We start from the raw sequence: 23,595 nt of genomic DNA on the forward strand, positions 1-23,595 counted from the left end.
GGTGGAAAAATGTTTACAGTTCTACTTGTGATTTACCTGTTGGCAGCGCTTGGTGTAATTGGCCTAGTGTTGATTCAACAAGGTAAAGGCGCAGATATGGGAGCCTCTTTCGGTGCTGGCGCTTCAAACACTGTGTTTGGTGCTGGTGGCTCAGGAAATTTCCTTACCCGAATGACTGCAATTTTTGCAACTACATTTTTTATCCTTAGCTTAGTGCTTGGTAATATGTCTACACATAAAACTGAGTCACAATGGATTGACCCGACCCAAGGTCAGGTGATTCAACAAGCTGATGATGCAGTGAGTGAAGTTCCGGCGCAAGGCGACGAAATTCCACAATAATCTGTAAAGATTTGATGCCGAGATGGTGAAATTGGTAGACACGCTAGCATGAGGTGCTAGTGCCTTAGGGTGTGAGGGTTCGAGTCCCTCTCTCGGCACCATGTTTACAAACTTGTAAAACATCTTGTTGGGCGTATAATGCTCGCAAGTCGGACGCGGGATGGAGCAGTTTGGTAGCTCGTCGGGCTCATAACCCGAAGGTCGTCGGTTCAAATCCGGCTCCCGCAACCAATTTCAATGCTATTATATAGCTTGTATTGGTAGCAAGTTTGCACAGTGTGAACCTCACTGTGAGTTAGGTGCGATATCGAATGTGATGGCACTTAACATATAAGGGTCCAGCAACAAAAACCCCGGCTTATACGGGGTTTTTTGTTATCTAAGCATTTGTAAATGTATTTAGATAATGTTTGCTTGGAATTTAAATTGGGCTTTGAGCCCTTTTTTTGTTTCTGGAGTGGTTAAATGACTGGTTTAGAAAGACAACTTACTGAAATGCTTGACGCTCCAGTAGCAGCATCAGGTTATGAGTTAGTTGGATTAGAATTTATTCGTGCTGGTGAGCACTCAACGCTACGTATTTACATCGATTCACCAAACGGTATCAATGTAGATGATTGCGCTGAAGTTAGCCACCAAGTAAGTGCCGTAATGGACGTTGAAGATCCAATTTCAGTGGCTTATAACCTTGAAGTGTCTTCACCAGGTTTAGAGAGACCACTGTTCAAAGCAGAGCATTACCAACAATTTATTGGTCACGAGGTAAGCATCGTTTTGAAAATGGCTGTCGGCAACCGTCGTAAATGGAAAGGTGATATCCAATCTATCGAAGGCGAGACAGTGAAAGTATTGGTTGAAGGACAAGAAGAAGAATTCGTCCTGAGCAATATTGCGAAAGCTAACCTGATCCCTAAATTTTAGTTCTCCTAGAGAGAAGAGCTTAAGAGGCTAGATTAATGAACAAAGAAATTTTGGCGGTAGTAGAAGCTGTTTCAAATGAGAAAGCAGTTCCTCGTGAGCGTATTTTTGAAGCGCTTGAAATCGCGCTTGCAACGGCAACAAAAAAGAAAAGCGAACTAGAAATTGAAGTTCGTGTTGAAATTGACCGTAAAACGGGTGATTTCGAAACTTTCCGTCGTTGGGAAGCTGTTGAGGAAGTTGAATTCCCAACAAAAGAAATCTCTATTGAAGCTGCAAAGTACGATGACCCAGAGATCGAACTTGGCGGTTTCATTGAAGATGATATCGAATCAGTAACGTTTGACCGTATTACGACTCAAACGGCTAAGCAAGTTATCGTACAGAAAGTACGTGAAGCTGAACGCGCTCAAATCGTTGAGCAGTTCATCGATAACGAAGGCGAGCTAGTAACTGGCGCAGTTAAGAAAGTTAACCGTGACACTATTATTCTAGACCTAGGTAACAACGCTGAAGCGGTAATCCTTCGTGATGACCAACTTCCTCGTGAAAACTTCCGTCCAGGTGACCGTGTTCGTGGTCTTCTTTACGCAGTTAAACCAGAAGCTCGTGGTTTCCAGCTTTTCGTTACTCGTTCGAAGCCAGAAATGCTAGCTGAACTATTCCGTGTTGAAGTGCCTGAGATTGGTGAAGAGCTAATTGAACTTAAAGGTGCTGCACGTGATGCCGGTTCTCGTGCTAAAATCGCTGTGAAAACAAACGACAAACGTATTGACCCAGTTGGTGCGTGTGTTGGTATGCGTGGCGCACGTGTACAAGCTGTTTCTAACGATCTTGGTGGTGAGCGTATTGATATCGTTCTTTGGGATGATAACCCGGCTCAATTCGTAATCAACGCAATGGCTCCTGCTGATGTTGCTTCAATCATCGTTGATGAAGACGCACACTCTATGGATATCGCTGTTGAAGCGGATAACCTAGCACAAGCGATTGGCCGTAGCGGTCAAAACGTACGTCTAGCGTCTCAACTTACTGGTTGGGAACTGAACGTAATGACTGTTGCTGATCTTGAGAAGAAGCACCAAGAAGAAGCAGTTGCTTCTATTGAAAACTTCATGAAGCACCTAGACATTGAAGAAGACTTTGCTCAAATGCTTGTTGAAGAAGGCTTCTCTACGCTTGAAGAAGTAGCATACGTTCCTGTGAACGAGCTTCTTGAAGTAGACGGTCTAGACGAAGGTATCGTTGAAGAACTACGTAACCGCGCAAAAGACGCACTGACTACTCTAGCGCTAGCGAAAGAAGAAACTTTCGACGGTGTTGAGCCTGCTGAAGACTTACTTGCACTTGAAGGTCTTGAGCGTGAAATGGCTTACAAGCTAGCAGCAAAAGGCGTTGCGACACTGGAAGACCTAGCTGACCAAGGCGTTGATGAACTAGAAGGCATCGAAGACCTAACTGCAGAGCGTGCAGGCGAGCTAATTATGGCTGCGCGTAACATCTGTTGGTTCGGCGACGAAGAATAATTCAGCAAGGAGAGAAAGCGGTATGACACAATTAACAGTTAAAGCACTGAGTGAAGAGATTGGTACGCCAGTTGACCGCTTAATTGAACAACTTGCTGATGCAGGCATGAAGAAAGCAGGGTCGGATCAAGTGACTGATTCAGAGAAGCAAACATTGCTAACGCACCTTAAAAAGGAGCACGGCGATACTTCAGGCGAAACAGAACCGACTCGTTTAACTCTTCAACGCAAGACCCGCAGCACGCTAAGTGTTGCCGCTGGAGGCGGTAAGAGTAAGGATGTTCAAGTAGAGGTACGTAAAAAGCGTACTTACGTGAAGCGCAGCACTATTGAAGATGAAGCGAAACGTGAAGCTGAGGAAGTAGCTAATCGTGAAGCGGAAGAGAAAGCACAACGCGATGCTGAAGAGCAAGCGAAACGTGATGCTGCAGAGAAAGCACAGCGCGAAGCTGAAGAAAAAGTAACACGTGAAGCGGATGCAAAACGTGAAGCTGAAGAGAAGGCTCAACGCGCACAAGCTGAAAAGGCTAAAAAAGACATGAATTCAAAAAATGCAGACGCTAACGCACAAGCGAAAAAAGAAGCGGATGAACTTAAAGCTCGTCAAGAGCTAGAAGCAACTCGTAAAGCAGAAGCTGAAGCAGCTAAGCTTGTTGAAGAAGCTCGTAAGTTAGCAGAAGAGAACCAAGAACGTTGGTCTGAAGAAGAGAAGAAGAAGAAAGAGCAAGAGAAATCTGCGGATTACCATGTGACTACTTCTACTTACGCTCGTGAAGCTGAAGATGCAGCAGATAAGAAAGATGAGAAAGCACCTCGTCGTCGCAAGAAGAAAGCAGCTCCTGCTAACCAACCTGCAAACAACCGTGGTGGTCGTAACCAACGTGGTCGTGGCGGTAAAGGTAAGCTTGCTAAACCAACTTCAATGCAGCAAGGCTTCGATAAGTCAGCAACTGTTGCTAAATCTGACGTTGCTATCGGCGAAACTATCGTTGTTTCTGAACTGGCTAGCAAAATGTCAGTTAAAGCAACTGAAGTTATCAAAGTAATGATGAAGATGGGCGCTATGGCGACTATCAACCAAGTGATCGACCAAGAAACAGCACAACTTGTTGCTGAAGAAATGGGTCACAAGGTAATCCTACGTAAAGAAAACGAACTTGAAGAAGCAGTACTAGCTGACCGTGATAGCGATGCTATCGCTGAAGGTCGTGCTCCTGTTGTTACTATCATGGGTCACGTTGACCACGGTAAAACTTCAACACTTGACTACATTCGTAAAGCACACGTTGCTTCTGGGGAAGCTGGCGGTATCACGCAGCACATTGGTGCTTACCACGTAGATACTGACAACGGCATGATCACTTTCCTTGATACTCCTGGACACGCGGCGTTTACCGCTATGCGTGCTCGTGGTGCTCAAGCGACAGATATCGTTGTACTTGTAGTTGCAGCAGACGATGGCGTAATGCCACAAACAATCGAAGCAATCCAGCACGCGAAAGCGGCAGGCGTTCCTCTGATTGTTGCTGTGAACAAGATCGATAAAGAGGGTGCAAACCCAGACAACGTTAAGAATGAGCTAGCTCAATACGACGTTATCCCTGAAGAATGGGGCGGTGAGAACATCTTCGTTCACATCTCTGCAAAACAGGGTACAAACATCGATGGTCTTCTAGAAGCAATCCTTCTTCAGTCTGAAGTTCTTGAACTTACAGCGGTTAAAGAAGGTATGGCGTCTGGTGTTGTTGTTGAATCTCGCCTTGATAAAGGTCGCGGTCCAGTTGCAACAGTATTAGTACAGTCTGGTACTCTAAACAAAGGCGATATCGTTCTTTGTGGTCAAGAGTACGGCCGTGTTCGTGCAATGCGTGATGAAAACGGTAAAGACATCGAAACTGCAGGTCCATCTATTCCTGTAGAAATTCTAGGTCTTTCTGGTGTTCCTTCGTCAGGCGATGAAGCGACTGTTGTACGTGATGAGCGTAAAGCACGTGAAGTTGCGAACTACCGTCAAGGTAAATTCCGTGATGTTAAACTAGCTCGCCAACAAAAAGCGAAACTAGAGAACATGTTCGCGAACATGACGGCTGGCGAAGTTGCTGAGCTTAACGTGGTACTTAAAGCTGACGTTCAAGGTTCTGTAGAAGCGATTGCTGACTCTCTACTGAAACTGTCAACTGACGAAGTGAAAGTGAACATCGTAGGTTCTGGTGTTGGTGGTATTACTGAAACTGATGCAACGCTTGCTGCAGCTTCTAACGCTATCATCCTTGGTTTCAACGTTCGTGCTGACGCAACTGCGCGTAACACGGTTCAGAACGAAAACCTAGATCTACGTTACTACTCAATCATTTACCAACTGATTGACGAAGTTAAACAGGCGATGGGCGGTATGCTTGCTCCTGAATTCCGTCAAGAGATCATTGGTCTTGCACAAGTTCGTGACGTATTTAAGTCGCCTAAACTTGGTGCAATCGCTGGTTGTATCGTGACTGAAGGTACGATTAAGCGTAGCAACCCAATCCGTGTACTTCGTGAAAACGTTGTTATCTACGAAGGTGAACTAGAGTCACTTCGTCGCTTTAAAGATGACGTTCAAGAAGTTAAGAACGGTTACGAGTGTGGTGTCGGCGTTAAGAACTACAACGACGTTCGCGTTGGTGACCAGATCGAAGTATTCGAAATCGTTGAGGTTAAACGTACTCTAGACTAATCAGTCTGTACGACTCGACATATTGACTAAGGTTACTAACATTACTAGTAAAGGTAATAAGTAATCGGTTGTTGAATACACCATGGGGGGCTGGTTATTACCAAGCCCCCCATCTTTCTAAGTGAGAAAAGAAAATGTCAAAAGAATTTAGCCGCACACAACGTGTGTCTCAGCAGCTTCAAAAAGAGCTTGCGCTTATCCTACAACGTGAAGTTCGTGACTCACGTATTGGTATGGTAACTATCTCAGACGTAGAAGTGTCTCGTGACCTTGCTTACGCAAAAGTGTTCGTGACTTTCCTATGTGTTGGTGAGCAAACACCGGAATCATGCCTTAAAGCTCTTAAAGAGCATGAAGTGCCAGTTCGTATGGCTCTTGGTAAGCGTATTCGCCACCGTCTAACGCCTGAAGTTCGTTTTACTTACGACAACACACTAGTAGAAGGCATGCGTATGTCTAACCTAGTAAGTGAAGTTCTGAACGACGACAAGCGTAAGCAAGAAGAAGCTGGCCGCACTGACGAAACTCAGTCTAAGGGCGAAGAGTAATGGCTCGCCGTCGTAAAGGTCGCCCTATCAACGGGGTAATTCTATTAGATAAGCCGACTGGTATTTCGTCTAATGATGCACTGCAAAAAGTAAAGCGTATTTACTTTGCAGAGAAGGCAGGGCACACCGGTGCTCTGGATCCTCTTGCGACTGGCATGCTGCCAATTTGTCTTGGTGAAGCGACGAAGTTCTCTCAGTTTCTTCTAGATTCTGATAAGCGCTACGTTGTTATCGCTAAGCTTGGTGAGCGTACCAATACCTCTGACTCTGATGGTGAAGTGGTAGAGACACGTGATGTTAACGTGACTCAAGAACAGCTTGAGCGTTGCATTGCGAGCTTCAAGGGTGAAACCGATCAGATACCATCAATGTTTTCGGCATTGAAGTATCAAGGTAAGCCTTTGTACGAATACGCACGTGCAGGTATTGAGGTTCCTCGTGAGTCTCGTAAGATCACTGTGTACTCTATTGAACTGCTTCGCTTTGAAGGTGATGAAGTTGAAATGGAAGTGCATTGTTCGAAAGGCACATACATCCGCACAATTACCGACGATCTTGGTGAGATGCTAGGTTGTGGTGCTCACGTGACCATGCTTCGTCGTACAGGTGTCGCGAAGTACCCATACGAGCGTATGGTGACTTTGGAGCAGTTAAACGAGATCTTAGAGCAAGCACAGGCGCAAGAAATTGCACCGAAAGAGCTGCTTGATCCACTGCTGATGCCAATGGACACTGCCGTTGAAGACTTACCAGAAGTAAACCTGAACGCGGAACTGACTGACCTAGTTCAGCACGGTATGCCAGTTCAGGTTGCTGGTGCGCCAACTGAAGGCACGGTTCGTATGACAAGTGGCGAAGAGAAGCTGTTTGTCGGCGTAGCTCAGATTGCTGAAGATGGCCGAGTTGCACCGAAGCGTTTGGTTGTTTTCAGAGATGAAGAGCCACAAGCTTAGCGCTTATATCGAGTCAGATCTTAGCGGTTTGCCTTGAAATGCGAGCAAATAAGACAGAAAGCGAACGCCTAATTTAGGTGGTTCGCTTTTTTTGTTTTTAATGGGTTCGATTGTTATTGCACCAACTGACAAACTTCCCTATAATCCTCGGCTCGCGTAGCGGCTGAATCAGAGATTGGCTGCTACAAATATAAACTTACTCTTATCAGGAGAGAATTATGTCTCTGAATGCAGAAACTAAAGCAGCAATCGTTGCAGAATACGCACAATCTGAAGGCGACACAGGTTCACCAGAAGTACAAGTAGCACTACTTACTGCTTCTATCAACCACCTACAAGGTCACTTCAAAGCGCACAAACACGATCACCACAGCCGTCGTGGTCTACTACGTATGGTTTCTAGCCGTCGTAAGCTTCTTGATTACTTGAAAGGCAAAAACCTTGCTCGTTACCAAGACCTAATCAAGCGTCTAGGCCTACGTCGCTAATAGCGATGTCTGCAAAGACAGTTTGAAGAAAAGGAGCATTTATGCTCCTTTTTTTGTGCCTGTAAGAAAATGCTAGGCTGGATGCTCAGAATATCATCTGGCTTTTTCTGATAGGAAATATATCTCCTAATAAAAATAGTTTATACTACGCCCGCCTATAGCGTTTTCAGCGTTTGGCAATCAACCTCTCAAGAGATTACAGTCACAGATGTCGGCCAATAGGTCGCGACTATTCAAAGGCGGATTTGGTCTTAATTCGGCGTATGAACACATACAAAGAGTCACCATCCTAAGTCCCTTTTCACTAGTCGCGATTGGTAATGTCTTGAGTCATTATTCACTTAATCTAAAGTCTGACTTTAGAGCTAAGGATATACAATGTTTGAAAAACCAGTTGTAAAATCGTTCCAGTACGGTAACCACACCGTTACTCTAGAAACGGGCGTAATTGCACGTCAAGCTACTGCTGCTGTAATGGCGACTATGGACGATACTTCAGTATTCGTTTCTGTTGTTGCTAAGAAAGAAGCAGTTGCAGGTCAAGACTTCTTCCCACTAACAGTAAACTACCAAGAGCGTACATACGCTGCGGGTAAAATCCCTGGTGGTTTCTTCAAGCGTGAAGGTCGTCCATCTGAAGGCGAAACACTAACAGCTCGTCTGATTGACCGTCCAATTCGTCCACTTTTCCCAAGTGCGTTTAAAAACGAAGTTCAAGTTATCGCTACGGTTGTTTCTATCAACCCTGACGTAAACCCAGACATGATCACTATGATCGCAACATCTGCTGCGCTTGCTATCTCTGGTGCTCCATTCAATGGTCCTATCGGTGCTGCACGTGTTGGTCACATCGACGGCGAACTTGTTCTTAACCCATCAAATACTGAGCTTGAAAACTCTAAACTAGACCTAGTTGTGTCTGGTACAGAAGGCGCAGTACTTATGGTTGAATCTGAAGCAGATAACCTATCTGAAGAAGAAATGCTTTCAGCTGTTGTTTACGGTCACGACCAACAACAAGTTGTAATCAAAGCAATCAACGAGTTTGCTGCTGAAGTTGCAACTCCATCTTGGAACTGGGAAGCACCAGCAGTTAACACTGAGCTTAAAGCTCAAGTTGCTGAACTTGCTGAAACTCGTCTATCTGACGCGTACCAGATCACTGAGAAAATGGCTCGTTACGAGCAAGTTGGCGTAATCAAGAACGACGTTGTTGAAGCTCTAATTGCACAAGACGAAAACCTAGATGAGCGCGAAATCCGCGGCATGCTTGGTTCTCTAGAGAAAAACGTAGTACGTAGCCGCATCATCGCTGGCAACCCACGTATCGATGGCCGTGAAAAAGACATGGTTCGTGCGCTAGACGTACGTACTGGTGTTCTTCCACGTACACACGGTTCTTCTCTATTCACTCGTGGTGAAACTCAAGCACTTGTTACTGCAACGCTTGGCACACAACGTGATGCTCAAATCATCGACAGCCTGATGGGTGAGAAGAAAGACAACTTCCTTCTACACTACAACTTCCCTCCATACTGTGTAGGTGAAACTGGTTTCGTTGGTTCTCCTAAGCGTCGTGAAATTGGTCACGGTAAGCTTGCTAAACGTGGTATCCAAGCAGTAATGCCTTCTGTTGAAGAATTCCCATACACAGTTCGTGTTGTATCGGAAATCACAGAATCTAACGGTTCTTCTTCAATGGCTTCTGTATGTGGTACATCTCTAGCTCTTATGGATGCTGGTGTTCCAATCAAAGCTTCTGTTGCGGGTATCGCAATGGGTCTTGTTAAAGAAGGCGACGATTTCGTTGTTCTTTCTGACATCCTTGGCGACGAAGATCACCTAGGTGACATGGACTTTAAAGTAGCAGGTACTAACGCTGGTATCACTGCACTTCAAATGGACATCAAGATCGAAGGTATCACTAAAGAGATCATGCAAATTGCACTTAACCAAGCGCAAGGTGCACGTAAGCACATCCTTTCTGTAATGGATGAAGCTATCTCTGGTGCTCGTGAAGATATCTCTGAATTCGCTCCACGTATCCACACAATGAAAATCAGCTCTGATAAGATCAAAGATGTTATCGGTAAAGGCGGCGCAGTTATCCGTGCTCTTTGTGAAGAAACGGGTACTACAATCGAAATCGAAGACGATGGCACAATCAAGATTGCTGCTACTGAAGGCGCAGCTGCTAAAGAAGCTATCCGTCGTATCGAAGAGATCACAGCTGAAGTTGAAGTTGGCCGCATTTACCAAGGTAAAGTTGCTCGTCTAGCTGACTTCGGTGCATTCGTTACTATCCTTCCAGGTAAAGATGGTCTAGTACACATCTCTCAAATCGCTGACAAGCGCGTTGAGAAAGTGTCTGACTACCTAACTGAAGGTCAAGAAGTTCCTGTTAAGGTTCTTGAAATTGACCGTCAAGGCCGTGTACGTCTAAGCATGAAAGAAGCAGTTGAAACGCCAGCTGAAGGCGAAGCACCTGCTGCTGAGTAATTCTCAGTGTGTCGATGGTGATATCGCTTTTTAGTGATTTCTAACCTATCGTCAACAAAGCATGTTATAAAGGGGAGCATATCGCTCCCCTTTTTTATTGCGGTCATAACAGGAGTAATTATTTGTGAAATGGTTTCAAACCGCGAGTATGTGTTTACTGCTTGTACTAACAGGTTGTGCGACAACATCAGATAACACCTCAAGTTGGGTTTATCCACCGATGGCTGTGCCACTGCAACCAAGCGTTCAGCAAGAAGTTCAAATTGCACGTCTTAGTCAGTTATTACAGCGCCCAGATTTGAACGATGAAGTTCGAGCTAAGATGCTGTTTGAACGTGGTAACTACTACGACAGTGTTGGCCTGCGTGATCTCGCGCGTCTCGACTTCAACCAATCTCTTTCATTGAACCCTGCTCAACCTGATATCTTCAATCTTTTGGGTGTTTACTTTACGCAGGTAGGGGAGTTTGATGCGGCTTATGAATCTTTTGATTCTACGTTAGAGCTTGATCCTGCAAACTCTTACGCAGAAAGGAACCGCTCTATCGCGCTTTACTATGGCGAGCGTTACGACTTAGCCAATGAAGAGATGATGAAGCACTATGCCGACGATCCTAGCGATCCGTTTCGCGCTCTGTGGTTGTACATCATTCAGCATGAGCTGACGCCAGAGCAGGCTAAGCTTGATTTGCAAAAACGTTACGAGAGCCGTGATGAGCAGTGGGGTTGGGTATTAGTCGCGATTATGCTTGATGACATTACTGAAGAGCAGGCTTTCAAGGCGATCTTAACCGGTACTCGTGACAACACGTTACTTGCGCAGCGTCTAACAGAGACGTACTTCTACCTTGCTAAGCGTTACCATATGAATGGTGATTACGCGAATGCTATCTCTTTGTACAAGTTAGCGGTTTCTTTTAACGTGTATGAATACGTAGAACATCGTTACTCTTTCTTAGAGTTAAGCCGTATCTTCACCACACTTAAAGCTGAGCACTTAGCGCAAGTTAAGCTGGCTGAGGCCGAAGAAGAAGCCAACGCTAAGTAAGCAACACATTTTGATTCCGAAAAGCCGCTGTCTGTCAGCGGTTTTTTTATGCTCCTTTTTTATGATCTTCATCTCGTTTTGATTGCTTTTTATTTAAACAACACTAAAATAGTTAGCCTTGCTAACTAAATGCTATTCTTTGATTAGGTGAGTATGCTGAACCAGAATTTAGAAAAGATTGAGCGCTTCGCCTCTAAGATATGGCGCACTCAGGTAAATGAAGATCCTATTTGCCAATTGAGCTTCAATGAATATGACTATTTGAAGGTCATTCAAGCCTCTCCTGAACCGATCCGATTGACAGATCTGGCGATTGAAATGCAAGTAACCAAGCCTTCAGCAACTACTATGGTTCAAAGGTTAGAGAGAAAAGGTCTCGTTGAGCGTAAAGCTTCGCTCGAAGATGCGAGGTCTAAGTTGGTCGTACTGACCAGCAAAGCGGAAGTCGGCTTGGAAGAAGAAAGTAAGATCTATCAGGTCATGGCACAGATACTGGAAAGCCGTTTGTCTGAGCAAGAATCTCAGCAGTTAAACCTATTATTAAATAAAGCTTTAAAGTAAATAATTTAGATATTTAGTTAGCCTTGTTAACTAATTTTTCGAGTCATATCTTGTTGATATGCGACTCACAAATGAAAGTAGAGTAAGAAATGAGTAACTCAATTAGTCGTCAATTTTGGCGATACACAATCCCTACCGTGGCGGCCATGTTGGTTAATGGCCTGTACCAAGTGGTGGATGGCATCTTCATTGGCCGCTATGTGGGGGCTGATGGACTTGCAGGTATCAATGTTGCGTGGCCTGTGATTGGTTCGATTCTTGGTATTGGTATGTTGGTGGGTGTGGGCACAGGTGCGCTTGTCTCGATTCGCCAAGGTGAAAAAGATACTCAAGGCGCTAAGCAGATCTTAGCAACGGGCTTAACCTTGTTGTTAGCGATAACGCCTATTGTCTCTGCATTGCTGTTCTTGTTTGCTGATAACTTCTTGCTTTGGCAGGGCGCTGAAGGGCGAGTGTATGAACTTGGTCTGCAGTACTTACACATTCTGATTGGTGCTAGTGTCTTCACGCTAGGTTCGATCGCGATGCCGTTTCTACTGCGTAACGATGACAGTCCGAACTTAGCGACGATACTGATGATCGTTGGTGCGGTGATTAATATCGTGCTCGATTACCTGTTTATCGCTCTCTATGGCTGGGAGTTGATGGGTGCAGCATTAGCAACAGCGATTGCCCAGTTTGTAGTAACGGCTCTCGGCTTGGCTTACTTCTTCTCGCGTCGAGCAAACCTACGTTTACGTTGGAATGAGTTGAGATTGAAGCTGGATGTGATTCCACAAATCTTCGCCATTGGTACATCAAGCTTCTTTATGTACGCTTATGGTTCGATGATGGTGGCGTTGCACAATGCGTTGTTCTCTCAATATGGCGACCAGTTGATGATCGGTGCTTACGCGATTTTGGGCTACATCGTGACGGTTTATTATCTCACGGCTGAAGGTATCGCCAACGGCATGCAACCATTGGTGAGCTACAACCATGGTGCGCGTAACCAAGCAAACATCCGCAAGCTACTTAAGATTGCGATGATGAGTTCGGTATTGATTGGTGTGGCGTTCGTGCTGCTTCTCAATGCGTTCCCACGTGAGTTTGTATCAGTATTTAACTCAGACGAACCTCAGTTGGTTGAGTACACCGTGTTGGGTATTCGCCTTCACATGTTTGCACTGGCGCTGGATGGCTTCTTGGTAGTCGCAGCTGCTTACTATCAAGCGGTGAACAAGGGCAGCAAGGCGATGTTTGTGACTATAGGTAATATGCTTATCCAACTACCGTTCTTGTACATTATGCCTAAGTTGTATGGTGTGCCGGGGATCTGGATTGCGTACCCACTGTCTAACATCGCACTAAGTGTGGTGGTGATGGTAATGCTCTACAAAGACTTAAAGAAGCTCGATGCCTCACCGATGGAAACAGCGACGGCATAGGCCGTGTTTCTTAAGTCGCATTAAAAAGGTCTAGCGAACGCTAGACCTTTTTTGTATCTGTTGCTGGTTAGTCCAATGCGAGGAACTAGATGTTCTTAACGTCTAAACCTGCAAGCTGATGCCAGTAACCATTACATTGGCGGCTTTCAATCTTCATCGGTTTTTGACCTTGCTCGTTCGCTCTGAAGTTATTGATTTCAGAGAAGGTATCGATGCCGAGTGGGCTTAAACGAACCACATCAACCAAGTCGTGCATATTTGGCAAATCGTTGACTAGGTTGTAGCAGTAGCCTGATTGCGTCTGAATACCGTTAAGGTTGAAGACTGATTGGCCTTCTTGGCTTTCTACTTGTAGCCCTGTTGGGTACTTGATACAGCAGGTTTCGCAATCGTCTTTAGCTTTGTTTTCAGCGCGAGCGGTAAAGCAGCGTGCTGAGTAAGCAAGCGGCAGGTAGCCGTGGCTAAACACTTCAACTTCGAACTTGTTACGAATATTTAGCTCTTCGCACTGGGTCATTACGTTGCTTAGCCATTCGCGAGAAAGCTCAACCGGCATACACCAACGCGTCATGCCTTGTTTCAAGAATAGGTTCAGGGTGCGTGCGTTGTAGGTGTTTACTGCCGGGCCAACCACGAAAGGTACTTTGCTTTCGCTGGCCAGTTGAATTGCAGACACATCATTGGCTTCGATCGCAAAGTCACCGTTATCGATGTACTTCTTCATGATGTTGACTTCGCTTGGTGCTTCTAGCAATGCCATGGTGGAAAGTACGACTTGCTTACCTGAAGCAGACAGCTCTTTAGCAATGTCCATCCAGTGTTTCGCTTTCATCTCACGACGCTTTGAACACACCGCTTCACCTAGGTAGATGATATCGGCAGAGCTTGATTTCGCTTGCTCATAGAAGCTTTCAACGTCTTGTTTTGGCCAAAAATAAAGTAGAGGGCCTAATGCGTATTTCATTGAGTTCTCCATTTGGCTCTATTGCCATTTACGGTGATAAGCGCCAAGCGTGGTTTGTGTACCTTCCGATACATTCGCCAGTGTCGCATTCCAAGCTTGTTCCACTTGGTATTGTTCTGGGTTCGCTAAGTAGCGATCGATAGCTGCACGCCACGTACGAGTGACTTGTTCAACATAAGCCGGGCTGCGTTGGCGACCTTCAATCTTCACTGAGGCAACGTTCGCCGCGAAAAGCTCAGGCAACATGGATAGCGTGTTGAGGCTGGTTGGCTCTTCAAGTGCGTGATAGCGCTTACGTTCACCATCGATATCTGCTTCAAAGCGGCCTTTACACAGCGTTGGGTAACCTGCGTTTTCACCTGCTTCATATTTATCGATAAGGATTTCGTTCAAGCGAGATTCGAGGCCAGTTTCTGTTTCTTGCCAGCGAACGTATTTCGCCGGAGAACAAGCACCAACAGTATTTGGTGATTCGCCTGTCATGTATGAAGAGAGGTAGCAACGGCCTTCTGCCATGATGCACAAGCTACCAAAAGCGAATACTTCAAGGTCAACGTCAGAAGTGATGTTACGAGAAAGCTGTTTGACCTGATGAATCGACAACACACGCGGTAGTACGACACGCTTAACGTTGAAGTTTTTATGGTAGAAGTCGATAGCCGCCGCATTGGTCGCAGATGCTTGCACTGATAGGTGCAGTTCTAGATCTGGATACTTATTTGCTGCGTACTCAAGCACCGCGATGTCTGCGATGATCAGCGCATCAACACCCAGAGCAGCGGCGTTGTCTACGGCATTAGTCCAACGGTCGAAGCCATTTGGGTGAGCAAACGTATTTAGGGCAACATGAATTTTCTTGTTGTGGTCATGCACATACTGCACAGCACGATCGAGCTTTTTACCCGCAAAGTTTAGGCCTGCAAAGTGTCGGGCATTGGTATCGTCTTTGAATCCGATATAGACAGCATCCGCACCACAATCAATAGCGGTTTTCAAAGCAGGTAAGTTACCCGCTGGGCATAAGAGTTCCATTTGCTCACTACCAGTAGAATTAAGTTGAAGCGAGCATTTTATGAAGAATTGTGAATGACGGAATTGATGTAAGGCAGGTTTAGATGGATAAATCTGCTTTTACTCCGTTTGAGGTACTGACGAGTGACCGTTTTACATGTTGGCTTGGTTTAAATATGAGGTACTTGATTAGTTCTTATGACGGCGGTTTTGGGCAAACAACTCTTCGACATCTTGTTTTGGTTGCGGACGGTAGAAGTGGAAGCCTTGAATCGAACTACAGTTGAGGTTCGATAATAGAGTCGCTTGCTCACTGGTTTCGACACCTTCAGCAACCACGGTCAAATCGAGAGATTTACCTAGGTTGATGATGTTTTCAATTACGGTGATTTGCTTTGGTAGGGTATCGATATCAGAGATGAAAGCACGGTCTATCTTAAGCTCATCAATTGGGAAGCGAGCAAGGTAAGACAGTGAAGAGTAACCTGTACCAAAATCATCAATGGAGAGAGCAAAGCCAAGTTTCTTGATGGCGTTAAGCATTTGGAGTGTGTGTTCACTATCACTCATCACCGCACTTTCCGTTAGCTCGAACGTAATCGCACTTGGATCAAGCTCGGTCGAACGCAGTAGCTTTTCCATGTAATCAATCAGTTTCGGGTTACCAAACTGTTCTGGTGAAAGGTTGATAGCCACTCGACCTGGAAGGATACCTTGCATCTTCCAGCGTTTAACCGTAGCAAACACTTCACGCATTACCACTCGGCCAAGTTGTTCAATAAGCCCTGCTCGTTCCGCCACAGGAATGAACGCGGCCGGACTGATATAACCTTCGACAGGATGCTTCCAACGTACCAGAGCTTCAGCGCCGTTGATGGTGAAATCACGGGCATTCACTTTCGGTTGATACCAAACCTCAAGTCCATTTTGTTGCAGTGCTTTTTGGAGCTCTATCTCAAGCCACAGTCGCATACGCGCTTCTTTATTCATCTGTTCGTTGAACTTGATCAGACGATTACGACCACGATCTTTCGCTTCATACATTGCTGTGTCTGCATTTTGCAGCAAGATACGAGCATCAGTACCATCTTGAGGAAAGCTCACACTACCAATAGAGCAGGCTAAGCGCTTGCTAAAGTGGTGAAGATCGAAGGGTTGATTGATCAGGGAAATGATCTTTTCAGCGAGCATTTCAGGTGTTCGCTGATGTTCAGGTTCTGGAAGGATAATACCAAACTCATCCCCGCCTAAATGTCCAATCACGGCCTTACGAGGCAGTAAGCGTTTAAGACGCGAAGCGACCTCTTTAATCACCTTGTCACCGATGTGATGACCAAGTGAGTCATTGATATTTTTAAAGTTATCAATGTCTAAGTAGAGCATCACCACCGGCGTATCGTTGTGAATGAACTGCTCAAGACGCTTAGTAAACCCAACTCGATTGTAGAGTTTGGTCAGTGCATCTATGTAGGCATCTTCACTGTTTGCTGGTGTGTATTGTTTTGCGGTTTCTTGTGCGTCTTGAATAAGCACCAGCTGAGTGTTGCTTCCAAGAACGGTGGTGGAGTCGATGTTGAGCTGGACCTTACGTTCAAAGCCGCATCGCGCACCCGTTAAGCAAACCAAACCAGACTCAGAAATAATAGAGCTGAGGTTATTATTGAAGACTGTTTTGGTTTGTTCATCGATAAATAGGCGTCCCAGCTGTTCGCCAATTAACTCTGTGGTTGAGTTAAAGCCAAGCAGGCGCGCTGCCGCTGGGTTGGATGACAAGATATAGTCACTTTCAACGAGCAGTAATCCGTCAGGGAGTAGTTGAGATAGTTTGTGGAATTTGGCTTCGGATTCTTCTAAAGAACGGACAAGTACTTGGTTTTCTGATGTGTCGAAGGCGTGAAAGACGATGTAGTCGGTTTTGTTGCCATTGGTAAGCGGAGATAGGCTGAAATGAAGGCTGGTATCGAGGTCTGTTTCGTTGAGGGTGACTTCGGCCTCAATCGTTTCGCCACTGAATGCACGCTCATAGTAAGGCTTGAGATGTTGGTAGAACTGTTCGCCCAATGTTTGGCGATCATTCATGCCTGCAAGCTCTGGTTGACTCAAACCAGCAATATCGCAGTAACGCTCATTCACCATAAAATAGTTATGTTGAGCATCAAGTACTGCAAAAAAGAACGGACTATTTGCAGTTAGCTGGGTAAACCAATGTTGTAGTTGTTGGGGAGGCATCAAAGTACTACCAATTCTCCAAGAGCTTGAATATTCACTATCGATAAATATTTATTACTTTTTGTGTGGCTATCGATATTTACCTGTGAGTGCAGCGATCCGCTGTAATTCTCATTACCTGAGTTACTATAACTGTGATTTTCAGGATATTAAAGGTCGAGTATCAAACAGAAGTTAATTTGATACATAACAGTAACTGAGATCTCAACATCATCTATGATGCATTCCATATTATTGACAAAGTTACGGATAAGTCACGTGATAAACAAGATTCGCACTCAACTAGTTCAAAATGCCGCATCAATTTTGCGATCTCCAGTCCAGTTATTGCCTAAAACAGTACAAAAAAGAGCCTTATTGGAGGCGCTTAAGAATGTATTCAAGGAAGCTTTAGAGGACGGTGACTTTGAGTTTTTAGAAGACAAATGGCTGAAAGTCTCAATAAAAGACATGGGGTTAAGTTGGTGTATTAGCTACAAAAATGAGCAACTGGTTGTAGCTGATAAAGAGGTGGTTGAAGATGTAAGCTTTAGCGGCAATCTTAACGATCTTGTGTTGATTGCGGGACGTAAAGAAGACCCAGATACGCTTTTCTTCCAACGTCGACTGTCTATTGAAGGTGATACAGAGCTCGGTTTAGAGGTCAAAAACTTGATGGATAGCGTAGATTTGGACTTATTGCCGACTCCTATGAAAACTTTGTTAAATCAATTAGCTGATTTTGTGCAGAAGGGAGTACAATCCCCAGATACACAAAGTGAGGTAATGAATGCTTATTCGAACTGAAGCACCGGCAGATATACTTGTCATTGATCGTCTATTGAAATCTGTTTTTGAAACGGATGCAGAAGCTAATTTGGTTATGAGCTTGCGTGAGAATAGTCATTTAACGCTATCGCTGGTGGCTTGCTCTGACGAAGGCGAGGTGGTTGGTCACCTGATGTTTAGCCCAATTACCCTTAAAGGTGACGATCACAACTGGCAGGGGCTTGCACCACTTGCTGTGAAAGAAGAGTTCCGCAACCAAGGCATTGCTAAATCACTGGTTGAAGATGCTTTCTCTACTTTGGTTGATTTTGGTTACCCAGCCTGTGTCGTGCTTGGTGATCCTGCCTATTACGGTCGCTTTGGTTTCAAGGCTGCGAGTGAATTTGGTTTGAGCTGCACTTGGGATGTACCTGAAGGAGCTTTCCAAGCTATCGAGTTAGTTGAAGGTGCGCTTGCAGGACATGCTGGTGAGATTGCTTACAGCCCAGAGTTCAACGACTTATAAGCTGATTTATCACGCAATAAGATACAAACTGACTTAGTCTAAATAAAGGAGCTTGATGCTCCTTTATTTTTTGTTAGTATCAGCCCAGTTCTAATAAGCTTCGGCTCCAATAAACTTAAGGTTACTACCGCTAGATATGTCACAAACACACGCGCAATACCTACAAGAGATGGGCATTAGCCAATGGGAACTAAGTCACCCAGAGCGTTTAGCAGGTTATGAATCTGAATTGACTCCGCTCTCGAGCGATTGCAAGTTACTGTTGGTTTCGCCTGAAAAACCTCAGGAAGATCTCGCCGTGATGTTTGAGCGAGTACTCAAAAGTATCAAGCTCGACTTATCTCAGGCTTTACACCTTCAACCGCAACACTTGTCTACTGTGGATTTAGGTTCGGTTGAGTGGATATGGTTTGCTGGTTGTGAGTCGGCTCAAGAGCTGAAGGCTAAAACACTTCAATCGCCATTACTGTCTGACATTAACGGTAACAACCAACACCGCCGCGACTTATGGCAACAAATTTGTGCTTATGACTAATCAATTTTTACCGACTTCACAACAACACCTAGGCGCCATTTGGAAGATAGAGCAGGCCGCGCATTCTCACCCTTGGTCTGAAAATATGATCCGAGATCTTGATAGCCGAGGCGCTTGTCATCATGTCCTTGAAGTTGATGGACAAGTGGTGGGCTATTTCTTCGCTCAAAATATTGTTGGTGAAGTGACGCTGCTTAATATTGCGGTAGACCCAAGCAAGCAAGGCAAAGGTTATGGTAAGGCACTAACTGAACATTTCCTTGATATATGTGAACAAGCTGATGCTGAAAGCGCTTGGCTGGAAGTTCGCGAAAGTAATGTGAACGCGTTTAATCTTTACGAAAAGGCAGGCTTCAACGAAGTTGATCGCCGTCGTAATTACTATCCAACTAAACAAGGCAACGAAGATGCCATCATTATGAGCTATCTTTTTATGTCTTTTAGCTAGTCATGTTACGTCTTTTCGCTAACTAGATAGCTAATCACAAAATTAGCCAAAAAATAGGGTGTAAACTGACCCTTTAGAAAGTGATACGCTTTCTGTATAATCCGCACACAGAATTCAAGGGCAAGTATTATCTACTTGCCCTTTTTACGCTTTAGATCAGCAAAGGGCGACTATGTCTTTCCAACAAGAAGTGAGCAAACGTAGAACGTTTGCGATTATCTCTCACCCGGATGCGGGTAAAACCACGATTACTGAAAAAGTTCTTTTATTCGGAAACGCGATTCAAAAAGCGGGTACCGTAAAAGGCCGTGGCTCTAACCAGCACGCTAAATCTGACTGGATGGAGATGGAAAAAGAACGTGGTATCTCGGTAACTACGTCGGTAATGCAATTCCCATACAATGATTGCCTAGTAAACCTACTCGATACTCCAGGACACGAAGATTTCTCGGAAGATACGTACCGTACGCTAACAGCGGTTGATTCTTGTTTGATGGTTATCGATGCTGCTAAAGGTGTCGAAGACCGTACTCGTAAGCTGATGGAAGTAACACGTCTTCGTGATACTCCAATCGTAACGTTTATGAACAAACTTGACCGTGACGTTCGTGACCCAATGGAAGTGCTTGATGAAGTAGAGAGCGAGCTAGGTATGGCTTGTGCTCCAATCTCATGGCCAATTGGTTGCGGTAAAGAGTTTAAAGGTGTTTACCACATTCACCGTGATGAAACGATCTTGTATGAATCTGGCCACGGCCACGAGATCCAAGAAGTTCGTATCATCAAAGGTCTAGATAACCCTGAGCTAGATGAAGCAGTAGGTGCTGATCTTGCGGAAAGCGTACGTGAAGAGCTAGAGCTTGTTATCGGTGCTTGTCCTGAGTTTGACCATGAATTATTCCTAGCGGGTGAACTAACGCCGGTTTACTTCGGTACTGCATTGGGTAACTTTGGTGTTGACCACATGCTTGATGGTCTAACGAAGTGGGCTCCTGCACCTCAAACGCGCCAAGCGAATGAGCGTGATGTAGAAGCGACAGAAGAGAAATTCTCTGGTTTCGTGTTTAAGATCCAAGCAAACATGGATCCAAAACACCGTGACCGTATCGCATTCATGCGTATCGTATCAGGTACTTACGACCAAGGCATGAAGATGAACCATGTTCGTACTGGTAAGAACGTAAGTATTTCGGATGCGGTGACCTTCATGGCGGGCGACCGTGCGCGTGCTGAAAAAGCATACGCTGGTGACATTATTGGTCTGCATAACCATGGCACAATCCAGATTGGCGATACCTTTACTCAAGGTGAGAGCCTTAAGTTCGCTGGTATTCCTAACTTCGCACCTGAGCTATTCCGTCGTATTCGCCTACGCGATCCACTTAAGCAGAAGCAACTTCTAAAAGGATTAGTTCAGCTTTCAGAAGAGGGCGCAGTACAAGTATTCCGTCCTATGCAGAACAACGACCTGATCGTTGGTGCGGTTGGTGTCCTTCAGTTCGACGTGGTTGTAGCGCGCTTGAAAGCGGAATACAACGTAGAAGCTATCTACGAAGGTGTTAACGTTGCAACAGCTCGCTGGGTTGAATGTGATGACGCTAAGAAACTAGAAGAATTCAAACGTAAGAACCAATCTAACCTTGCGCTAGATGGCGGTGACAACCTGTCTTACATCGCACCAACTATGGTGAACTTGAACTTAGCTTCTGAACGTTTCCCTGAAGTTCAATTCCGAGCGACGCGCGAGCACTAATAGCGACAGTTCTACATAACATTGTTGGATAATATTAAAGCCGAATTGCTTCTAGCATTCGGCTTTTTTGTTACACTAAGAGTACACCGTTTTGATGGAGTAAAGCGTGTTTGATCTCAATTTAGTAAAGCCATTCCTCTCTGTATATCAACAAAGATCGATAACCAAAGCGGCTGAATCGTTAGAGCTAACTCAACCTGCGGTTAGTGCTGCAATCAAGAGGTTTGAAGCGGTGGTAGGCTATGCGTTGTTCGTAAGAGTAGGGCGTTCAATAGAACCAACGTCAATGGCTCACAAATTGGCAGGTCAATTATCTGATGCTTTAGAGCTGATGGAAGGTGCAGTATCAAGAAAGCGTGATTTTACGGTTTATATGCCTGCGAATCTGCTCCACAAAATGCCCATGCTCAATGGTGTTCAGTTAGTTGAATCCCCAATTTCTGTAGAGAATGTTGTCGAGGATATCCGACTCAATCGAGTAGATTTAGTGGTCGATACTGGTTTACCTAAACAGTCAAGTTTAGCGTCTGAATTTGCAACTACTGATAGACTGCTTCTTATGAGTGATCCTGAAAACAGTCAATTTGGTGAGAAGATTTCGATGGATGAGTTTCTTGAAGCACGGCATGTAACCTTGAAGTTACTTCGACAAGATACTCAAATAGTCGACTTTCTTTCCGAAAAGAGCTTCACACGTGATGTGGCAATTGAAGTTCGAAACATCACTAACTTGATATTGGCGGTAAAAGGGACTGACTACATTGCTGCGGTTCCGGTTAGCATGATCCAATTAGCAAAAACCATTGGCTTACGGATTCATGAGCCTCCATTTTCAATGCGTCCTGTGGAGTTTGAGTTTTTCTATCACAAGAAGTATCAAACTAATGGGCAACACCAAGAGCTACGAGATGAGCTTAAACAGTTATTAAATAGCTAGAAATCGAAGGCTAAACCGAATTCCACATAGTTTTTGTTTTCAGGGTATATGGTGTAGGTAACGGACGGTTTTACGTACTTCAAGTTAAAGAATACAGCTACTTCGTGATAATGAATGTTGGTCCTAGTTTCATTTCTGATATGTCTAGATCTCGTAGTAGTATCATCTTTAATATAAAAGTCTTGGGTATCTTTTTTGAATCCGATTTCTTGGTTGAATTTGTAAAGAAAGTCAGCATATTGAATCGGGCTCCACAGAGCGCCTGCACTATAATCGAATGTGTCAGAGGCTCTATATTCCATGCATAAGTTTGGAAGACAAGCATCGAAATCTCTGTCCATATAGTTGTAGTTGATATCGCCAAGCAGTGTCCAATTTTCATGAATCAACTTAGCAACAAAAATGCCTGTTGTGATCTCATGTTCGCTGACTTTTACGGTGTTTTCAGTGTAGTACGTGTCCCCTTGCCAGAATGAATATCCCAACCCTGCTTGCCAATAGTCTTGAGTATCAACCTCTCCAAAAACACGCAATTTATCATTGATTTGATAGTTTATATCAAGTGTGGCGACTGTCTTATCATTGTCTGGGCTTTGAGATAAGCTGACGGAAAAGATATCTGTAAAACGCTCAATAGATTCAATAAGGGTGTCATTTGCAGACGAGTAAAAAGGGAAAGTCAAAGCAAGTATTAATAGAAGGCGTTTCATATTCAAATTCCGAATCGCTTTCCTTAGCTAGTGAGTAAAAACACCCGATAATAGCGTTCACTATTATCGGGTGAGCGGGTTCAACTCAGGTTGAATTTTAGCCGCGTAAACGTTGTTGAATAGCGGATTTAGCTTTCTGTAGTTTAGTTGGGTCGATAGATTGAAGCTTGCTACGGTCGATGTTTGAACCATCAAACACATGATCGTGATTCTTTGTTTGAATACGTACACCGTCATCTATTTTTGAAACAGTCGCAACCCATTGACCGTTGCCTTTGACTAAAGAGAATTGGTCAGAAGTAACATCGCCTTCCACACGAAGTAGTGTTTTTTCAAAGTCACCGTTGCCAATAAATACGAGCTCGCCATCTTTGCGTTGGACAGTACCTACCCACTCACTGGTGTTTTCGTCGATAATGTGGATTTCGCCGTTAATGATCTTAACTGTCAGGTCACGCTCTTCCATTTCAGGACGGTCTTCACCGAAATCTGGAGACCAACGAGGTGTATCATCAAAGTCCATATCTGGGTGCTCTGGAGAGGCTGGGAGAGTAGGTCGTGGGCTATCAATTACAATAGTTCCCTTGCCACTAGTTATCTCAAAACCACTATCCACACGCTCAACAGTTGCTAACCATTCGCCATTACCTTTAACGATGGCTGCACTGCCGTTAGCTTCTAGGTCACCTTCAACTTTTACTAGAGTTTTTTC

General features: G+C 44.7%; 22 protein-coding genes and 2 tRNA genes. 19 read left to right on the top strand and 5 right to left on the bottom strand.

Annotation, left to right across the window (positions count from 1 at the left end):
* Positions 1 to 9 precede the first annotated feature (9 nt).
* From secG to AB4307_RS02095, 13 genes are all read left to right on the top strand, one after another.
* Positions 10 to 342: a preprotein translocase subunit SecG gene (gene secG / locus AB4307_RS02035; protein WP_017059392.1), complete on the top strand. Its 333-nt coding sequence runs from the start codon at positions 10 to 12 to the stop codon at positions 340 to 342.
* Between the two features lie 16 nt (positions 343 to 358).
* A tRNA-Leu gene (locus AB4307_RS02040) sits at positions 359 to 443 on the top strand.
* A gap of 53 nt (positions 444 to 496) precedes the next feature.
* Positions 497 to 573: transfer RNA gene (locus AB4307_RS02045), tRNA-Met, on the top strand.
* A 234-nt stretch (positions 574 to 807) separates the two neighbouring features.
* Entirely contained in the window at positions 808 to 1,263 is a 456-nt protein-coding gene (gene rimP, locus AB4307_RS02050; RefSeq protein ID WP_004738265.1) for a ribosome maturation factor RimP, read from the top strand.
* Between the two features lie 35 nt (positions 1,264 to 1,298).
* Positions 1,299 to 2,786: a transcription termination factor NusA gene (nusA, locus tag AB4307_RS02055; RefSeq protein WP_017059230.1), complete on the top strand. Its 1,488-nt coding sequence runs from the start codon at positions 1,299 to 1,301 to the stop codon at positions 2,784 to 2,786.
* Between the two features lie 22 nt (positions 2,787 to 2,808).
* Complete coding sequence (infB, locus tag AB4307_RS02060) at positions 2,809 to 5,499, top strand: translation initiation factor IF-2 (RefSeq protein WP_017059231.1); 2,691 nt, start codon at positions 2,809 to 2,811, stop codon at positions 5,497 to 5,499.
* A 134-nt stretch (positions 5,500 to 5,633) separates the two neighbouring features.
* The gene (rbfA, locus tag AB4307_RS02065) at positions 5,634 to 6,047 is read left to right on the top strand and encodes a 30S ribosome-binding factor RbfA (RefSeq protein ID WP_017065964.1); all 414 of its coding nucleotides are present in this window, start codon (positions 5,634 to 5,636) and stop codon (positions 6,045 to 6,047) included.
* On the top strand, positions 6,047 to 7,000 hold the full coding sequence (gene truB / locus AB4307_RS02070) for a tRNA pseudouridine(55) synthase TruB (RefSeq protein WP_017059233.1): 954 nt from the start codon (positions 6,047 to 6,049) through the stop codon (positions 6,998 to 7,000). The genes rbfA and truB overlap by 1 nt, the downstream gene beginning before the upstream one ends.
* 218 nt (positions 7,001 to 7,218) lie before the next feature.
* Positions 7,219 to 7,488 (top strand): 30S ribosomal protein S15, encoded by a 270-nt coding sequence (rpsO, locus tag AB4307_RS02075; RefSeq protein WP_010436144.1) that lies wholly within the window; start codon positions 7,219 to 7,221, stop codon positions 7,486 to 7,488.
* A 378-nt stretch (positions 7,489 to 7,866) separates the two neighbouring features.
* Positions 7,867 to 9,987 carry a polyribonucleotide nucleotidyltransferase gene (pnp, locus tag AB4307_RS02080; RefSeq protein ID WP_017059234.1) on the top strand — a complete coding sequence of 707 codons (2,121 nt, stop codon included), beginning with the start codon at positions 7,867 to 7,869 and terminating at the stop codon, positions 9,985 to 9,987.
* A gap of 124 nt (positions 9,988 to 10,111) precedes the next feature.
* Positions 10,112 to 11,035: a lipoprotein NlpI gene (nlpI, locus tag AB4307_RS02085; protein WP_017059235.1), complete on the top strand. Its 924-nt coding sequence runs from the start codon at positions 10,112 to 10,114 to the stop codon at positions 11,033 to 11,035.
* A gap of 153 nt (positions 11,036 to 11,188) precedes the next feature.
* Complete coding sequence (locus AB4307_RS02090) at positions 11,189 to 11,596, top strand: MarR family winged helix-turn-helix transcriptional regulator (RefSeq protein WP_017056675.1); 408 nt, start codon at positions 11,189 to 11,191, stop codon at positions 11,594 to 11,596.
* Between the two features lie 89 nt (positions 11,597 to 11,685).
* Positions 11,686 to 13,023, top strand: coding sequence for an MATE family efflux transporter (locus tag AB4307_RS02095; protein WP_017065966.1), 1,338 nt, complete (start codon positions 11,686 to 11,688; stop codon positions 13,021 to 13,023).
* Positions 13,024 to 13,108: 85 nt separating this feature from the next.
* On the opposite strand, the gene AB4307_RS02100 is transcribed toward AB4307_RS02095, so the two are convergent.
* The 3 genes from AB4307_RS02100 to AB4307_RS02115 form a co-directional block, all read right to left on the bottom strand.
* Complete coding sequence (locus AB4307_RS02100) at positions 13,109 to 13,987, bottom strand: U32 family peptidase (RefSeq protein ID WP_017059237.1); 879 nt, start codon at positions 13,985 to 13,987, stop codon at positions 13,109 to 13,111.
* An 18-nt stretch (positions 13,988 to 14,005) separates the two neighbouring features.
* A complete protein-coding gene (ubiU, locus tag AB4307_RS02105) occupies positions 14,006 to 15,019 on the bottom strand; it encodes a ubiquinone anaerobic biosynthesis protein UbiU (RefSeq protein ID WP_017059238.1) in 1,014 nt (337 codons plus the stop codon).
* A gap of 168 nt (positions 15,020 to 15,187) precedes the next feature.
* A complete protein-coding gene (locus tag AB4307_RS02115) occupies positions 15,188 to 17,227 on the bottom strand; it encodes a sensor domain-containing protein (RefSeq protein ID WP_017072096.1) in 2,040 nt (679 codons plus the stop codon).
* Between the two features lie 258 nt (positions 17,228 to 17,485).
* On the opposite strand from AB4307_RS02115, the gene ubiT reads away from it, so the two are divergent.
* The 6 genes from ubiT (at position 17,486) to AB4307_RS02145 (ending at position 22,173) form a co-directional block, all read left to right on the top strand.
* Entirely contained in the window at positions 17,486 to 18,013 is a 528-nt protein-coding gene (gene ubiT, locus AB4307_RS02120) for a ubiquinone anaerobic biosynthesis accessory factor UbiT (protein WP_029235120.1), read from the top strand.
* Positions 17,997 to 18,500 carry a GNAT family N-acetyltransferase gene (locus AB4307_RS02125; protein WP_372128949.1) on the top strand — a complete coding sequence of 168 codons (504 nt, stop codon included), beginning with the start codon at positions 17,997 to 17,999 and terminating at the stop codon, positions 18,498 to 18,500. The genes ubiT and AB4307_RS02125 overlap by 17 nt, the downstream gene beginning before the upstream one ends.
* A gap of 136 nt (positions 18,501 to 18,636) precedes the next feature.
* Positions 18,637 to 19,035 (top strand): DNA polymerase III subunit psi, encoded by a 399-nt coding sequence (locus tag AB4307_RS02130; RefSeq protein ID WP_372128947.1) that lies wholly within the window; start codon positions 18,637 to 18,639, stop codon positions 19,033 to 19,035.
* Entirely contained in the window at positions 19,028 to 19,483 is a 456-nt protein-coding gene (gene rimI, locus AB4307_RS02135) for a ribosomal protein S18-alanine N-acetyltransferase (protein WP_372128945.1), read from the top strand. Before AB4307_RS02130 ends, rimI begins: the two co-directional genes overlap by 8 nt.
* A 172-nt stretch (positions 19,484 to 19,655) precedes the next feature.
* Complete coding sequence (gene prfC, locus AB4307_RS02140) at positions 19,656 to 21,236, top strand: peptide chain release factor 3 (RefSeq protein WP_017063282.1); 1,581 nt, start codon at positions 19,656 to 19,658, stop codon at positions 21,234 to 21,236.
* A gap of 106 nt (positions 21,237 to 21,342) precedes the next feature.
* Positions 21,343 to 22,173: a LysR family transcriptional regulator gene (locus tag AB4307_RS02145; RefSeq protein ID WP_229647646.1), complete on the top strand. Its 831-nt coding sequence runs from the start codon at positions 21,343 to 21,345 to the stop codon at positions 22,171 to 22,173.
* Here the strand turns inward: AB4307_RS02145 and AB4307_RS02150 are convergent.
* Positions 22,170 to 22,883 carry a hypothetical protein gene (locus AB4307_RS02150; RefSeq protein WP_372130949.1) on the bottom strand — a complete coding sequence of 238 codons (714 nt, stop codon included), beginning with the start codon at positions 22,881 to 22,883 and terminating at the stop codon, positions 22,170 to 22,172. The genes AB4307_RS02145 and AB4307_RS02150 overlap by 4 nt on opposite strands.
* Before the next feature lie 97 nt (positions 22,884 to 22,980).
* Positions 22,981 to 23,595 (bottom strand): hypothetical protein (locus AB4307_RS02155; RefSeq protein ID WP_372130951.1); only part of this gene is annotated, 615 nt, incomplete at its 5' end.

It is taken from the genome of Vibrio sp. 10N.261.52.C2, from assembly GCF_041471425.1.
GTDB classification, from domain to species: Bacteria; Pseudomonadota; Gammaproteobacteria; order Enterobacterales; family Vibrionaceae; genus Vibrio; species Vibrio crassostreae_C.

Excerpts from the sequence above, each read along its gene's own strand:
- infB (WP_017059231.1), top strand. The coding sequence starts at position 2,809 with ATGACACAATTAACAGTTAAAGCACTGAGTGAAGAGATTGGTACGCCA.
- rbfA (WP_017065964.1), top strand. The coding sequence starts at position 5,634 with ATGTCAAAAGAATTTAGCCGCACACAACGTGTGTCTCAGCAGCTTCAA.
- rimP (WP_004738265.1), top strand. The coding sequence starts at position 808 with ATGACTGGTTTAGAAAGACAACTTACTGAAATGCTTGACGCTCCAGTA.
- AB4307_RS02100 (WP_017059237.1), bottom strand. The coding sequence starts at position 13,987 with ATGAAATACGCATTAGGCCCTCTACTTTATTTTTGGCCAAAACAAGAC.
- AB4307_RS02115 (WP_017072096.1), bottom strand. The coding sequence starts at position 17,227 with ATGCCTCCCCAACAACTACAACATTGGTTTACCCAGCTAACTGCAAAT.
- rimI (WP_372128945.1), top strand. The coding sequence starts at position 19,028 with ATGACTAATCAATTTTTACCGACTTCACAACAACACCTAGGCGCCATT.
- prfC (WP_017063282.1), top strand. The coding sequence starts at position 19,656 with ATGTCTTTCCAACAAGAAGTGAGCAAACGTAGAACGTTTGCGATTATC.
- AB4307_RS02095 (WP_017065966.1), top strand. The coding sequence starts at position 11,686 with ATGAGTAACTCAATTAGTCGTCAATTTTGGCGATACACAATCCCTACC.
- truB (WP_017059233.1), top strand. The coding sequence starts at position 6,047 with ATGGCTCGCCGTCGTAAAGGTCGCCCTATCAACGGGGTAATTCTATTA.
- AB4307_RS02150 (WP_372130949.1), bottom strand. The coding sequence starts at position 22,883 with ATGAAACGCCTTCTATTAATACTTGCTTTGACTTTCCCTTTTTACTCG.
- ubiU (WP_017059238.1), bottom strand. The coding sequence starts at position 15,019 with ATGGAACTCTTATGCCCAGCGGGTAACTTACCTGCTTTGAAAACCGCT.
- AB4307_RS02130 (WP_372128947.1), top strand. The coding sequence starts at position 18,637 with ATGTCACAAACACACGCGCAATACCTACAAGAGATGGGCATTAGCCAA.
- AB4307_RS02125 (WP_372128949.1), top strand. The coding sequence starts at position 17,997 with ATGCTTATTCGAACTGAAGCACCGGCAGATATACTTGTCATTGATCGT.
- nusA (WP_017059230.1), top strand. The coding sequence starts at position 1,299 with ATGAACAAAGAAATTTTGGCGGTAGTAGAAGCTGTTTCAAATGAGAAA.
- secG (WP_017059392.1), top strand. The coding sequence starts at position 10 with ATGTTTACAGTTCTACTTGTGATTTACCTGTTGGCAGCGCTTGGTGTA.
- rpsO (WP_010436144.1), top strand. The coding sequence starts at position 7,219 with ATGTCTCTGAATGCAGAAACTAAAGCAGCAATCGTTGCAGAATACGCA.
- pnp (WP_017059234.1), top strand. The coding sequence starts at position 7,867 with ATGTTTGAAAAACCAGTTGTAAAATCGTTCCAGTACGGTAACCACACC.
- AB4307_RS02090 (WP_017056675.1), top strand. The coding sequence starts at position 11,189 with ATGCTGAACCAGAATTTAGAAAAGATTGAGCGCTTCGCCTCTAAGATA.